At 71.2% G+C, this 13,160-nt stretch carries 10 protein-coding genes; 1 reads left to right on the top strand and 9 read right to left on the bottom strand.

Going from position 1 to position 13,160, the window contains the following annotated elements; translation table 11 throughout:
• Window positions 1-204: 204 nt before the first annotated feature.
• The 9 genes from ACFOYY_RS11885 to ACFOYY_RS11845 all read right to left on the bottom strand — a co-directional run bounded on the left by ACFOYY_RS11885 (window position 205) and on the right by ACFOYY_RS11845 (window position 11,270).
• The gene (locus ACFOYY_RS11885) at window positions 205-909 is read right to left on the bottom strand and encodes a hypothetical protein (RefSeq protein WP_386189798.1); all 705 of its coding nucleotides are present in this window, start codon (window positions 907-909) and stop codon (window positions 205-207) included.
• Between the two features lie 4 nt (window positions 910-913).
• On the bottom strand, window positions 914-1,618 hold the full coding sequence (gene narI, locus ACFOYY_RS11880; RefSeq protein WP_362916631.1) for a respiratory nitrate reductase subunit gamma: 705 nt from the start codon (window positions 1,616-1,618) through the stop codon (window positions 914-916).
• Entirely contained in the window at window positions 1,615-2,241 is a 627-nt protein-coding gene (narJ, locus tag ACFOYY_RS11875) for a nitrate reductase molybdenum cofactor assembly chaperone (protein ID WP_386189797.1), read from the bottom strand. The genes narI and narJ overlap by 4 nt, the downstream gene beginning before the upstream one ends.
• The gene (narH, locus tag ACFOYY_RS11870; RefSeq protein WP_386189796.1) at window positions 2,238-3,863 is read right to left on the bottom strand and encodes a nitrate reductase subunit beta; all 1,626 of its coding nucleotides are present in this window, start codon (window positions 3,861-3,863) and stop codon (window positions 2,238-2,240) included. The genes narJ and narH overlap by 4 nt, the downstream gene beginning before the upstream one ends.
• Window positions 3,863-7,624: a nitrate reductase subunit alpha gene (locus ACFOYY_RS11865; protein ID WP_386189795.1), complete on the bottom strand. Its 3,762-nt coding sequence runs from the start codon at window positions 7,622-7,624 to the stop codon at window positions 3,863-3,865. Before ACFOYY_RS11865 ends, narH begins: the two co-directional genes overlap by 1 nt.
• 382 nt (window positions 7,625-8,006) lie before the next feature.
• Entirely contained in the window at window positions 8,007-8,498 is a 492-nt protein-coding gene (locus ACFOYY_RS11860) for a MarR family winged helix-turn-helix transcriptional regulator (protein WP_352009417.1), read from the bottom strand.
• A 172-nt stretch (window positions 8,499-8,670) separates the two neighbouring features.
• Window positions 8,671-10,119, bottom strand: a complete 1,449-nt coding sequence (locus tag ACFOYY_RS11855; protein ID WP_386189794.1) for a DNRLRE domain-containing protein — start codon at window positions 10,117-10,119, stop codon at window positions 8,671-8,673.
• Between the two features lie 454 nt (window positions 10,120-10,573).
• Entirely contained in the window at window positions 10,574-10,804 is a 231-nt protein-coding gene (locus ACFOYY_RS11850; RefSeq protein ID WP_362771909.1) for a DUF6289 family protein, read from the bottom strand.
• A 199-nt stretch (window positions 10,805-11,003) separates the two neighbouring features.
• The gene (locus ACFOYY_RS11845) at window positions 11,004-11,270 is read right to left on the bottom strand and encodes a hypothetical protein (protein ID WP_386189793.1); all 267 of its coding nucleotides are present in this window, start codon (window positions 11,268-11,270) and stop codon (window positions 11,004-11,006) included.
• Between the two features lie 72 nt (window positions 11,271-11,342).
• Here ACFOYY_RS11845 and ACFOYY_RS11840 point away from each other — a divergent pair, with 72 nt between their 5' ends.
• Window positions 11,343-13,046, top strand: a complete 1,704-nt coding sequence (locus ACFOYY_RS11840) for an AMP-binding protein (protein WP_386189792.1) — start codon at window positions 11,343-11,345, stop codon at window positions 13,044-13,046.
• Window positions 13,047-13,160 lie beyond the last annotated feature (114 nt).

Here is a 13,160-nt window from a genome sequence, read left to right as displayed (position 1 = left end):
TTCCCTAATCAATCGGAAAGATCGGCGGACCTGATCCTTGCTCACGCTCCGCGTATTCCGTGTGACGCGGAAACACGGTGCCTTCCTTGGCTTTCCGCGCCACCGGGACGCACCCCGCGCTCACCCTGTCCACCGCCGGGTACGGCCGCCGCGATCCACTTCCCGGCACCCACGACCGGGTGGGCGCGGGTGCCGGAAGTGCCCTCAGCGGGGGTCGGGGTCCCGTCTGGGGACGGCGGTGACGAGCAGATGGGCGAAGGTGTCGCTGAAGGCGTGCAGCAGGGCGCAGGCGTGGGAGTCCTTCTCCCGGGTGACGGTGAACGCCAGGCTCCACTGCTCGACGACGGCGCGGTGGACGGTCTCCGTCTCGGCGGGGGCGGCCTCCGTGAGGGCCGTCCGCGACAGGTTCAGGCGGCGGCGGACCTCCGCCTCACGGGCGGAGTCCCCCCGGGCGAGCAGCCGTACGGCCCTGGCCCTGGCCATCGGCCACAGCGGGGTGGGCATCGTCGTCACCAGGATCTCCGCGGCCCGCCGTGCCGCGGTCTCCTTGACCGGAGGCAGGCTGTTGTCCTTTTTCTTTCGCACCGTCCTCGGCGCCAGGGCCGACGGGAGCGGCGACGAGGCCGAGGACGGTTCCGCGGGCAGGAAGGTGAGCAGCTCGGCGGTGGGGGTCAGGAGGCGGGGACGCCTGGCCTGGCGGTTGACGGTGAGGAGCACGGCCGTGGCGACGGCCACGGCGAGCATGAGGGCGAGGAGCTGCCAGTGGGTGCGCAGCAGGCCCAACGTGACGAGAAAGGTGGTCGGTCCACTCGGCGGGTGGGGGGTCCGGGTCAGCAGGTGGGGGGTGACGGTCATGGGCATCCTGACCGAGACCAGCGCGACCGGGGCGGGGAGGGGTGAGGTGGTCATGGGATCAGCGCGTCCCGCCCCGGCCCGCGAGCGTGGCCCGCGACCGATAGACGACATAGGGGCGCACCAGATAACCCAGCGGGACGCCGAAGGCGTGCACCAGCCTGCTGAACGGCCACAGCGCGAACAGGGCCATGCCGAGCAGGGTGTGCACCTGGAAGAGCAGCGGGGCGTTCGCCATGGCGGGCACGTCGGGCTCCAGCTCGAACAGGCTCCTGAACCACACCGAGACCCCAAGCCGGTAGTCGTAGGAGCCCGTCCTCGCCCCGATCAGGGTGGCCGCGACCCCGGCGAGCAGGACGGTGGCCAGCACCGGATAGACCAGGCGGTCACCACGGACGCCGGCCTGCCTGACGGCACTGACCCGCAGCCTTCGCCACATCAGGAGGGCGAGCCCGCAGACGGCGGCGACCCCGGCCAGGCCGCCGACGAACAGCGCGTTCGCGCGGTAGAGGGACTCGGTGATGTGCATGTCCTCGGTCAGCCGTTCGGGGACGAGCAGCCCGACGAGGTGGCCCGCGATGACGAACAGCAGGCCGTAGTGGAAGAGCGGCCCCGCCACGCGCAGCAGGCGGCTCTCGTGCAGCTGGCTTGATCGGGTGGTCATCCCGAAGCGGTCGTAGCGGTAGCGCCAGACGCTGCCCGCGACGAACAGGACAAGGACGAGGTAGGGCAGTACGCCCCACAACGCGATCTGCAGATGTCTCACCGGCGGGCTCCCTGGCTGGAGTGCTGAGTGACCGTTGGATAGGGAGTGAGGTCGAGGCCGACGCTCTCGGAGGGCGGCCCCGCCTGCGCGATCTCGCCCACCGCCCGGCGTTCCCGCGCGCTCGCCTGAGGCAGGGTCGCGCGTACGGCGTCGAGCACGTCGGCGTAGGGACTGCGGTACTTGTGCAGGGCGGCGGACAGCAGGTCGAGCGCCGCCCGGTGCCCGCGCAGCAGTGGCCCGCCCCGTTCGGGGCAGCGGGCCGCGAACTCCAGCATCAGCGGCAGGAAGTCGGGTAGTTCCGCCTCCTCCGGCCGCCAGCCGCTGGCGCGGTAGAGCGCCTTGATCTCGGCGAGGGAGGCGCCCCGCCGTCTGGTGTCGCCGTCGGTGTAGTAGGTCAGGTGCAGGGTACGGCGGCCGCTGCGGTCGAAGGTCGTGACGTACCGGGCGGCGAGGTCGAGGGTGTCCTGTTCCCGCACGTGGTCGCGGAAGCGCAGCAGGAGGCGGGCGGGCGGTGTCGGGACGACGGCCAGGGCCCGTCCTACCAGGTCGAGGTGGCCGGGCCAGTCGGGACCAGGATAGGCGAGCAGCAGGGAGGCGGCCTGGTGGACGACGGCGTGGTTCATCCGGCCTCTCCTCTGCGTGGTGGGAACAGGCCGTCGGGCCGGCCCCTGCCGTCCCAGCCGAACAGGTTGAACCGCCCGCTCCGCTCGTCGCCGCCGTCCGGGATCGGTGACGCGTGGAAGGCGGCGGTGTCCGCTCCCGCCCTCATCCCCGCGAACATGTCCTCCGTCATGCCGGGGCCGCCCGGTCCGTCCAGGCTGCACCCCGCCGCCGCGTCGGCCCGCCCCGCGCCCGCGGCGTAGGCGGTGGGGATGACGTACCGTTCGTCGTACTTGGCCAGGGCGAGCAGGCGGTACATCTCCTCGATCTCCCCGGGCCGCATCCCGACGTCCTCCGCGACCGTGGGGTCCGGTTCCTCGCCGAGGTTGAGCGCCCGCATGTGCGAGCGCATCGCCGCGAGTCTGCGCAGCGCCGCCTCGACCGGGGCGGTGTCGCCCGCGGTGAACAGCCCCGCCAGGTACTCCAGCGGGATGCGCAGCGCGTCGATCGCGCCGAAGAGGTTGTCCGCGTCCTCCCCGTCGTTGCCGGTCCCGGCCAGCGCGTCCACCACCGGGGACAGCGGCGGCACGTACCAGACCATCGGCATGGTCCGGTACTCCGGGTGCAGCGGCAGCGCGACCCGGTAACGGGTGATGAGCGCGTTCACCGGGGAGCGCCTGGCGGCCAGGATCCAGTCGTGCGGGATGCCCGCCGCCTCCGCGGCGGCGACCACCTCGGGGTCGTCGGGCGAGAGGAAGCAGTCGAGCTGGGCCGGGTAGAGGTCCTCCTCCCTGGGCGTCGCGGCGGCCTCACCGACCCGGTCGGCGTCGTAGAGCATCACCCCGAGGTAGCGCAGCCTGCCGACGCACGTCTCGGAGCAGACGGTCGGCGCCCCGGCCTCGATCCGCGGGTAGCACAGTGTGCACTTCTCCGCCTTGCCGCTGTCGTGGTTGAAGTACACCTTCTTGTACGGGCAGCCGCTGACGCACATCCGCCAGCCCCGGCACCTGTCCTGGTCGACCAGGACGATGCCGTCCTCAAGCCGCTTGTACATCGCGCCGGAGGGGCAGACGGCCACGCAGGACGGGTTGAGGCAGTGCTCGCAGATGCGCGGCAGGTAGAACATGAAGGAGCGCTCGTACTCCAGCCGCACCTCCTGGCTGACCCTGCGCAGCACCGGGTCGCCCGCCAGGTGCTCGGGGCCGCCGCCCAGGTCGTCGTCCCAGTTGGGCCCCCAGGTGACGGCCGTCGGGGAGCCGTCGATGAGCGAACGGGGCGCGGCCGTGGGCACGTCGTCGCCCAGCGGGGCGTTGATGAGGTTCTCGTAGTCGTAGGTCCACGGCTGGTAGTAGTCGTCGAGCAGCGGCAGTTCGGGGTTGGCGAACAGCCGGCTCAGGCGCCTGACCCGGCCGCCGGAGCGCGGCACCAGCCTGCCGTTGCGCAGCCGCCAGCCGCCCTTCCACCTGTCCTGGTCCTCGTAGCCCCTGGGGTAACCCTGCCCGGGACGGGTCTCGACGTTGTTGAACCAGACGTACTCGGTGCCCGCCCGGTTGGTCCATGTCTGCTTGCAGGTGACGGAGCAGGTGTGGCAGCCGATGCACTTGTCCAGGTTCATCACCATGGCGATCTGAGCCATCACGCGCATCAGTACTGCACCTCCTGGGAACGGCGGCGGATGACGGTCACCGCGTCACGCTGGTTGCCGGTCGGCCCGTAGTAGTTGGGCGCGAAGGACAGCTGGCCGTACCCGCCGATGAGGTGGGTCGGTTTGATCAGCAGTTTGGTGAGGGCGTTGTGCACGCCGCCCCGGCGCCCCGTGGCCTGCGACCTCGGCACGTTCACCAGGCGTTCCTGCACGTGGTACATGAAGACGGTGCCCTGCGGCATCCGGTGGGAGACCACGGCGCGGGCGACGACGACGCCGTTGGCGTTGACCGCCTCGATCCAGTCGTTGTCCGCGATCCCGGCGGCCCGGGCGTCCTCGACGCTGACCCAGATGACGGGGCCGCCCCTGGCCAGGGTCTGCATCAGCAGGTTCTCCTGGTACTCGGAGTGGATGGACCACTTGGAGTGCGGGGTGACGTAGCGGACGGTCACCGCGAGATCCCCCTCGTGGGTCCCGCCGTACTCGCCGAGGGCCGCCGTGTCCAGCGGCGGCCGGTAGACCGGGAGCTGCTCGCCCAGCTCGGCCATCCAGTCGTGGTCGAGGTAGAAGTGCTGGCGCCCGGTGAGGGTGTGCCACGGTTTGGCGTGCTCGACGTTGACGGTGAACGGCGCGTAGCGGCGGTCGGGGGCCTCCTTGCCCGACCACTCGAAACTCGCCCCGACCTGCACGGGACGGTCCTGGGTGTCGGAGAAGACCACCCTGCGCTCGGCGACGGAGGCGGCCAGTTCGGCCATGCCGGAGCCGGGGCCGCAGCGTTCGCCGAGCCTGGTGAAGCCCTCGGCGGCGACCCGCCCGTTCGTGGTGCCGGACAGGGCCAGGATCGCCTCGCACAGCTTGACGTCGCTGTCCAGCAGCGGCCTGCCCGCCGCAGGGCCGTCCCCGGCCTGCCCGCAGCGCGCGGTCAGCCAGCGCGCCTCGGGCGCGGTGCCGACGGTGACGCCCTTGACCGTCAGGCCCACCTGTTCCGGCAGCGGGCCGAGGGAGGCGAGCTTGGCGGCGACGGCGGTGTAGTCACGTTCGACGAGGGCCAGCGCGGGCAGGTTGTGGCCCGGCCGCGCGGGGACGTCGCCGCCGCGCCAGTCGGGGACGCGGCCGCCGGGCTGGGCCGTCTCACCGGGCGTGTCGTGCTGCAGCGCGGTGGCGACCAGGTCGTGGGCGACGTCCAGCCGCCCCGCGGCCAGCTCGGAGAACCTGCGCGCCAGACCGTGGAAGATCTCGAAGTCGGTGCGGGCCTGCCAGGGCGGGCTGATGGCCGGGGAGAAGGCGTGCACGTACGGGTGCATGTCGGTGCTGGACAGGTCGTGCTTCTCGTACCAGGTCGCGGCGGGCAACACCAGGTCGGAGAACAACGTGGTCGAGGTCATCCGGAAGTCCAGCGAGAGCAGCAGGTCGAGCTTGCCGCGCGGTGCCTCGTCGCGCCACTCCACCTCACGGGGCCTGTCGTCAGGGGGCGCCTCCTGGGCGGTGGCGTTGTCGGGAGCGCCGAGCAGGTGCCGCAGGAAGTACTCGTTGCCCTTGGCGGAGGAGCCGATGAGGTTGGCCCGCCACACCGTCAGCACCCTCGGCCAGTTCTCCGGCGCGTCCGGGTCCTCGCAGGCGAAGCCGACCCTGCCCGCCGCGATCTCCTCGGCCGCCCACAGCGCCGGGTCCTTCCCACTGGCCCGCGCTCTGGCCCCGAGCTCCAGGGGGTTGGCGGAGAAGGTCGGATACGACGGCATCCAGCCGAGCCTGGCCGACTGCGCGACGAGGTCGGCGGTGTGCCGTCCCGCGAACAGCCGCCGCCCGGTCGCGCTGGACAGCGCGTCGGCGGAGAAACGCTCGTAGCGCCACTGGTCGGTGTGCACGTACCAGTACGGTGTGCCCGCCATCTGCCGTGAGGGACGCACCCAGTCGGCGGCCGTGGACAGCTGCTGCCATCCGGCCAGCGGCCGTACCTTCTCCTGGCCCACGTAGTGCGCCCACCCGCCGCCGTTGACGCCCTGGCAGCCGGTCAGCAGCAGCAGTGAGAGGAACGAGCGGTAGATCGTGTCGGAGTGGAACCAGTGGTTGGTGCCCGCGCCCATCACGATCATCGCCCGGCCCCGGGTCTTCTCCGCGGTCGTGGCGAACTCCCTGGCGATCCGGGTGATCCGTTCGGCGGGGACCGAGGTGATCCGCTCCTGCCAGGCCGGGGTGCAGGGGGAGTCGGCGTCGTCGTAGCCGTCCGGCCACCGTCCGGGAAGGCCGGGGCGGCGCACGCCGTACTGGGCGAGGAGCAGGTCGAAGACGGTGGTCACCAGGCGTCCGCCGATCCGCCGCACCGGCACCCCGCGCCGTACCGCGCCCGTCTCCCCGTCGCCTTCACCGAGGCCGGAGTCGAAGCGGGGCAGCAGGATCTCGGCGGTCTCGCCGCCCTGCGGCGGGTGGAGGCTGAGCAGCGGCTCGACCGCGCCCAGGTCCAGGTTCCACCGGCCTGCGCCCGCCTCGCTCCAGCGTTCGCCGAGGGTGCCGTTGGGCGCGACCGGCTCACCGGTGACCGCGTCGAGGAGCACCGGCCGCCACCGGTCGGCCCCGTTCACCGCGGCCCCGTCCCCTGGGGCGCTGCCCTCTGGGGCGCCGTCCGGTGCCAGGTCGGCGGCGGTGACGAACTTGCCGGGCACGTATCCGCCCGTCTCGTGCTCCTCCAGCGCGACCAGGAACGGCAGGTCGGTGAAGCGTCTGACGTAGTCGGTGAAGTACGGCACGGTGCGCTCGACGAAGAACTCGTTCAGGATCACGTGTCCCATCGCCATGGCGACCGCGCCGTCCGTGCCCGGGTGCGGGTGCAGCCACTCGTCGGCGAACTTCGTCGCGTCCGAGTAGTCGGGCGAGACCACGACGACCTTCTGGCCCCGGTAGCGGGCCTCGGCCATCCAGTGCGCGTCCGGGGTGCGGGTGACCGGGACGTTCGACCCCCACAGCATCAGGTAGGCCGCGTCCCACCAGTCGGCCGACTCGGGCACGTCGGTCTGGTCCCCGAAGACCTGGGGCGAGGCCACCGGCAGGTCGGCGTACCAGTCGTAGAAGGACAGCATGGGGGCGCCGATGAGCGACATGAAACGCGCGCCGATCGCGTGCGAGGCCATCGACATGGCGGGGATGGGGGAGAAGCCCGCGACGCGGTCGGGGCCGTACTTCATGATGGTGTGGACGTGCGCGGCGGCGGCGATCTCCAGCGCCTCCTCCCACCCGATCCGCACCAGCCCGCCCTGGCCGCGCGCCGACTGGTAGCGCCGTCGTCTCTCCGGGTCCGAGGTGATCTCCGCCCAGGCCGCGACGGGGTCACCGAGCCTGGTTCTGGCCTCCCGGTACATCCGTACCAGGACGCCACGGGCGTGCGGGTGGCGGACCCTGGTCGGAGAGTAGGTGTACCAGGAGAAGGAGGCCCCGCGCGGGCACCCCCTCGGCTCGTACTCCGGCCGGTCGGGACCCACGGAGGGGTAGTCGGTCTGCTGGGTCTCCCAGGTGATCAGCCCGTCCTTCACGTACACCTTCCAGGAGCACGACCCGGTGCAGTTCACCCCGTGGGTCGAGCGCACCACCTTGTCGTGCGCCCATCGCTCCCGGTAGGGGGCGTCGTTGACTGCCTGGTCGCCGCGGAAGACGGCCCGCAGGTCGGGGGTTGTCTCCGAGCGGTGCAGTAACCTGCCCGCCTGGAGGAGCATCTCCGTTGCGGCTGCCGCCGCCCGGTCGGTTCTGTCACGCGCTGTCCGAGGAACCATGGAACCCCCTCGGCGGGCATGCGTCATCACGCCCGCGCCGCTCCTGATGTTCACTGTGTGGAGCTGCCCGCTGTCGGTGGCGGCCTCATTGCCGCATGGAAACAACCGGAGTCAGCAGGCGGGCAACACTTTCGTCAAGGAAAGTGTTTCTATCATGCGATGGTTAACGGGGGAATCCGTCTGCTCGGCATGTCGATTCTTTCGGGCCCGAAACGCGCGAGACGGCCCTCCGGAACGACGGAAAGGGTCGCCGGGAGGGCCGTCTGCGGGGTTTTCTGCACGTCAGGTGGATATGAGGAAGGAAAATGAGCCATTGATGTGGGCCGTCGCGAACGGGCCTTTATGGCTGTATGTGTGGGGTTGTCATGGGGAAAACGGAGCTTCAGGAGAGAAGGTCGGTATCGTCCTCATCCTGCGCGACCGCGGTGAACTCCTGCAGCCCCCGGGCGAGGGCCTGCCGCGTCCCGGGCGTCAGCCGCTCCAGCGCCGCGCCGATGCGCCTGCGACGGGCCGAGCGCAGCCGCCGCAGCGTCTCCCGGCCCCGCTCGGCGGTCTCGATGCGGATCTCACGGCGACTGTGCGGGGCGGGGAAACGGGTCAGCAGCCCGGCGCCGTCGAGCCGGTCGACCATCCGGCCCGTGGCCGAGATCGACATGCTGAGGTGGGCGGCGAGCGTGCTGAGGTTGAGCGGGCCGTGCCGGTCGACCGCCAGCAGCACCCGAAGCTGGGTGAGCGACAGGTCGCTCATCTCGGCCACCGCGTTGAGCGTCACCTCGACCAGGACCAGGGAGGCCTCCTCGACCACCCAGGCCGAATCGCTCTCCCCGCCGGAGGGAAGCTCGTCGCCGCCGCCGTGGATCGCTTCGGTGGTCATGCGCGCCCTTTCGCTGTACGGTTCGCCGCCCCCGTGGCGACGCCCTCTGTTTAGACCGTACTGAGCCCGGGCCGTCCGCACGACCGTGTACGCGGACCGGCCCCGCCGGGTGAGCGCGTCGCGCCCGCCCGCCGGGGCCGGTCCTGGGTCGGTGAAAGGGGTCGGCGAGGGGTCAGTGCCGCCGGTAGGTGACGGTGAGCGTCGGCTGCCCGACGCCCTCCTCCTTGTTCTCCGAGGCGGCGAACGCACGCCAGTTGTCGGCCTCGGCCTCGTTGGCGCTGCGCAGCTGGACGCCGTGGTTGGGGGCGCCGGCGGCCCAGGCGCGGGCGATGGAGGTCACCTCCCAGCGCAGGTAGCCCGCCCCGCGGCGGCAGGGGGCGGTCCAGGTACGGCCGCGACCCTCACGGTTGGTCGTGGCGCCCGCCGAGGTCGCCGGGGGCTTGTTCGCCCAGGTCAGGTTGTGCTCGTTCCAGGCGCCGGTGAGGCGCTCCACGGTCAGGCCCGAGCCGACCCGCCTGCCGCAGGCGCTGGTCTCGACGTTCCACAGCCCGAGCCGGGCCGACAGGACCTTCTTCCTGTTCAGCGCGTGGGTGTCGAACCTCAGCAGGGAGCGCATGACGTCGCTTCCGCTCTGGTCCTCCTTCAGCATCGTCCCGGCGATGATCAGGACGTCGCCCGGGTGCGAGTTCCAGGAGGTCGCGACGTCGGTGTCCGCCTCGATGGGCAGGGTGGTCGTCGGGTCGACGGTCACCGGGTAGACGGTCGCGGGGTTGGACAGGAACGCCTGGTCCGGCTTGAGGACCAGGGTCGTCGAGCCGTTCTCCGTCTCGACCCTCGTGTCGATCACCGAGACCGCCTTACCGCGGGGCTTGCCGTGCCCGCGCGAGTCCCACATCAGCGGCTGCGACGCCGAGGCGACGACCTCGCCGTTGTCCGTGCCCTCGGTGTCGGTCAGCAGCAGCCGTCCCGCCGGGGACTCCGACAGCGCGACCCCGGTGGTCTGGACGGGGATGCGCAGTTCGAGCGGGCCAGAGGGCCGCTCCCGCAGCACCACGTCGTGCCGGAAACCGGTGGGCAGCGCGGTCACGACGAGGTCGGCGGCGGGTCCGGCGGCGTCGGTGAACGTCGCGACGTTCCCCTTGACGACGGGCTTGGGCAGCGGCTTGGGCCACTGCAGGGAGAACACGCGTCCCGCGTCGTCCGTCAGCGTCGCCAGCGGCCCGTCGCCGCCGCCGGAGATCCTGACGTCCGCCCGCGCCGCGCGCGGCCTGAGCGCCCCGCCCTCCTCGACCAGGTCGGTGTCGACGGCCACCCACTGGCCGTTCCGCCTGACCTGCGAGGGGCCGGAGGTGATCGTGGAGGTGAAGCTGCCGTCGGGGTTGGCCACGGTGGTGCTGGTCTCGTCGGTCAGACCCGGCACGGGGACGGCCCGCCCCAGCGAGGCGGCCTGCTCCGCGGCGGCCTGCTCGACGGCGTCCCGAGCGTCGTCGTCGGCCACGGTCTGCGGCTGCCCTGCGCCCGGCGCGGCCAGGGCCTGGACGGCCGTCCCGCCGGTGAGAGCGGCCACCGTCGTCACGCCCAGGGCCAGCCGGCCCAGGGAACCCCCAAGAGAAATGCGCATGTGCGTCCTATGTCGTGAGCGAACATTCGACGGGAATGCCCTTTCGCACGGAAAACGCGTTCACACCGACCGTGACGGGTCGCGTGGAGTTCGAGCGCCCGTCATTTCCCCTGGAAACGGCGGGCGGTTACGGATTCCTCCGGCATGGGATTCACCGGCGCCGTTTCTTGCCCCGTGGCGTCGGTGTGAAGAGGGAGGAAGGCGGCCGGTTCGCCGAGCGAACCGGTGTGATCACCCTTGGTGAGGGTGTCCCGTCGTGGGTGCGAGCATGGTTCCCCGTTTCTGCGATGAAGCAAGATCCCCGTTGGCCCAAATAACTATCACGAATAAGTACTGAAAAATAAGGACATTAGTGCAGTGTGGCGCACGTCACACCGGCGTATTCGTTTCCTTCCGCGACGCGGAACGCGCGGGGCCGCACCCCCGTTTCCCGGACGTACGGCCCCGCGGACTGTCAGCAGTCGCTCTCGTGGTAGGTGCTGTGACCGCTCCAGACCCCCCAGCTCGCGGTGTAGCCGTAGCAGTCGGTCCACTCGCCGCCGACCGCGGTGGTGAGCGAGTCGTCGGAGTAGTAGGTGGTGCTGCAGCTGCGCCCCATCCCACAGGGCATGGCCTGGGCCGGGGCGGCGGGGAGAAGGGCGAGAAGGGGAGCGGCGAACGCGGTGACGAGGAGCACGCGGCGCATCGTTGGGGGGTCCTTCCTGTTCGTGGGAGGGCGTGGAACGAAAAGGCCCCGATGGCGGACGGCGGAGGCCTCACGGATCCTTCATGGATCCTTCATGGATCACTGCCAGGGTGTGCGCGGGACGGTGAACCGGCAACCGGAGGTCTCATGGATGAGGCCGTCCCGACAGTCGCGGTGCCGGGACGGTGATGTCCGAAAATCAGTCCGCGACGTAGTCGATCGAGTCGATCCAGTACCCCGACCCCGCCGACAGCCTGCGCGCGTGCATGAACATGGCGCCGCCCTCGTAGGAGTAGGCGCACCGCTGCCCGCCACGCTCGGACTCGCATCCCTGGAAGATGTGGCCGACGCCGCCGTACCTGGTCCTGAACAGGGTCTTCACCGCCCCGGCCGAGGCGACCTCAAGACCGCGGTTCCTGTCTGTGGCCTCCCGCACGATGACGCCGGCGCCCGCCGGCCGGTTCACGAAAAAGCCCTTTGTTTCGGAAACGGTGCCGAGCGCCGCCCGGAGTAAGGTGCCGCAGAGAGGAGTCGTGCGATGGGGAAAAGCGGTAACACGGAGATCTATCGTCAGGCGCGTGACCTGCTGCTGGGATGCGGCGGGGAGCACGCGGAGGCGGTGCGGCGCTTCACCTGGCCCCGGTTCGAGGGCCCCTTCAACTGGGCGGTCGACTGGTTCGACGCGATCGCGCGCGGCAACGGCCGTACGGCGTTGTGGATCGTCGAGGAGGACGGTTCCGAGGCCCGCTACACCTTCGACGAGATGGCCCGGCGTTCCGACCGGGTCGCGGCGTTCCTGGCGGCCCAGGGGGTTCGCCGGGGGGAGCGCGTCATGCTCATGCTCGACAACCAGATCGAGCTGTGGGAGTCGATGCTGGCGGTGATGAAGCTGGGCGCGGTGATCCTGCCCGCGACCACCGCGCTCGGCCCGGGCGACCTGCCCGACCGCATCGGCAGGGGCGGAGCCCGGTACGTGATCGCCAACGCCGCCGACACCCCCAAGTTCGACGGGATCGAGGGGACCTACGTCAGGATCTGCGCCGACGGCGCCCCGGCGGGCTGGGTCGCCTACCGTGACGCCCACACCCTCGACGCGCCCCCGGCGGCGCATCCGGGCACCATGCCGGACGACCCGCTGTTGCTGTACTTCACCTCGGGTACCACGAGCAGGCCGAAGCTGGTCGAGCACACCCAGGTCTCCTATCCGGTCGGCCACCTGACGACGGCCTACTGGATCGGCGTGCGGCCGGGGGACGTGCACCTGAACATCAGCTCCCCCGGGTGGGCCAAGCACGCCTGGAGCTGCTTCTTCGCGCCCTGGATCGCCGAGGCGACGATCTTCGTGCACAACTACGGCAGGTTCGACGCGGGCGCGCTGCTCGCGCAGATCCGCAGGGCGGAGGTGACGACGTTCTGCGCACCGCCGACCGTCTGGCGGATGCTGATAAAAGCTGATTTGTCGGGCGGGCCGGGGCGGCTGCGGGAGGTGGTCTCCGCCGGGGAACCGCTGAACCCCGAGGTGATCGAGCAGGTCCGCGGCCACTGGGGGCTGACGATCCGCGACGGTTTCGGGCAGACCGAGACCACGCTCTCGGTCGGCAACGTGCCCGGTGAACCGGTCAAGCCCGGCTCGATGGGACTGCCCATGCCCGGAGTCCCGGTGGTTCTGGTCGATCCCGTCACCGGCGAGCGCGCCCAGGAGGGGGAGATCTGCGTCGACCTGGGCGAGCGGCCCGTCTCGCTGATGGCCGGTTACCGGGGCGACGAGACGCGCAACGCCGAGGCCATGGCGGGCGGCTACTACCACACCGGAGACGTCGCCTCCCGCGACGCGGACGGCTACATCTTCTACGTCGGCCGCACCGACGACGTGTTCAAGGCCTCCGACTACAAGATCTCTCCCTTCGAGCTGGAGAGCGTGCTCATCGAGCATCCGGCCGTCGCCGAGGCCGCCGTGGTGCCCGCGCCCGACGAGCTGCGCCTGGCCGTGCCGAAGGCCTACGTCACGCTGGCGGCCGGGTGGGAGCCGGACAGGGAGACCGCGCTGGCCATCCTGCGTCACGCCCGCGAGCGGCTGGCGCCGTACCAGCGGGTACGGCGCCTGGAGTTCTCCGGGTTGCCGAAGACGGTCTCCGGCAAGATCCGCCGTGTGGAGCTGAGGGGACGCGCGGAACGGGACGCGGCCGGGGGCGGATCCTCCGGCGAGTGGCGCGACGACCAGTTCCCCGAACTGCGTTCCTGAGGCCCGCCGTACCCCGCCCCGGCGACGGTGAGGGTGACCGGGACGGTGACCGGGAGTGGACAAACATGTCACCCGTTCACGAACAGTGCCTGGTCCGGGGGGGGGGGGGGGGGG

The organism is Streptosporangium jomthongense, assembly GCF_042650425.1.
GTDB lineage: Bacteria > Actinomycetota > Actinomycetes > Streptosporangiales > Streptosporangiaceae > Streptosporangium.
Note: the sequence above shows the minus strand (reverse complement) of the source record. Positions and strands in the feature narration are given on the sequence as shown.

What these genes read in the sequence shown, in the direction of transcription:
- ACFOYY_RS11885 (WP_386189798.1), bottom strand. Translation starts at nt 909, where the DNA reads ATGACCACCTCACCCCTCCCCGCCCCGGTCGCGCTGGTCTCGGTCAGG.
- narJ (WP_386189797.1), bottom strand. Translation starts at nt 2,241, where the DNA reads ATGAACCACGCCGTCGTCCACCAGGCCGCCTCCCTGCTGCTCGCCTAT.
- narH (WP_386189796.1), bottom strand. Translation starts at nt 3,863, where the DNA reads ATGCGCGTGATGGCTCAGATCGCCATGGTGATGAACCTGGACAAGTGC.
- ACFOYY_RS11865 (WP_386189795.1), bottom strand. Translation starts at nt 7,624, where the DNA reads ATGGTTCCTCGGACAGCGCGTGACAGAACCGACCGGGCGGCGGCAGCC.
- ACFOYY_RS11860 (WP_352009417.1), bottom strand. Translation starts at nt 8,498, where the DNA reads ATGACCACCGAAGCGATCCACGGCGGCGGCGACGAGCTTCCCTCCGGC.
- ACFOYY_RS11855 (WP_386189794.1), bottom strand. Translation starts at nt 10,119, where the DNA reads ATGCGCATTTCTCTTGGGGGTTCCCTGGGCCGGCTGGCCCTGGGCGTG.
- ACFOYY_RS11850 (WP_362771909.1), bottom strand. Translation starts at nt 10,804, where the DNA reads ATGCGCCGCGTGCTCCTCGTCACCGCGTTCGCCGCTCCCCTTCTCGCC.
- ACFOYY_RS11840 (WP_386189792.1), top strand. Translation starts at nt 11,343, where the DNA reads ATGGGGAAAAGCGGTAACACGGAGATCTATCGTCAGGCGCGTGACCTG.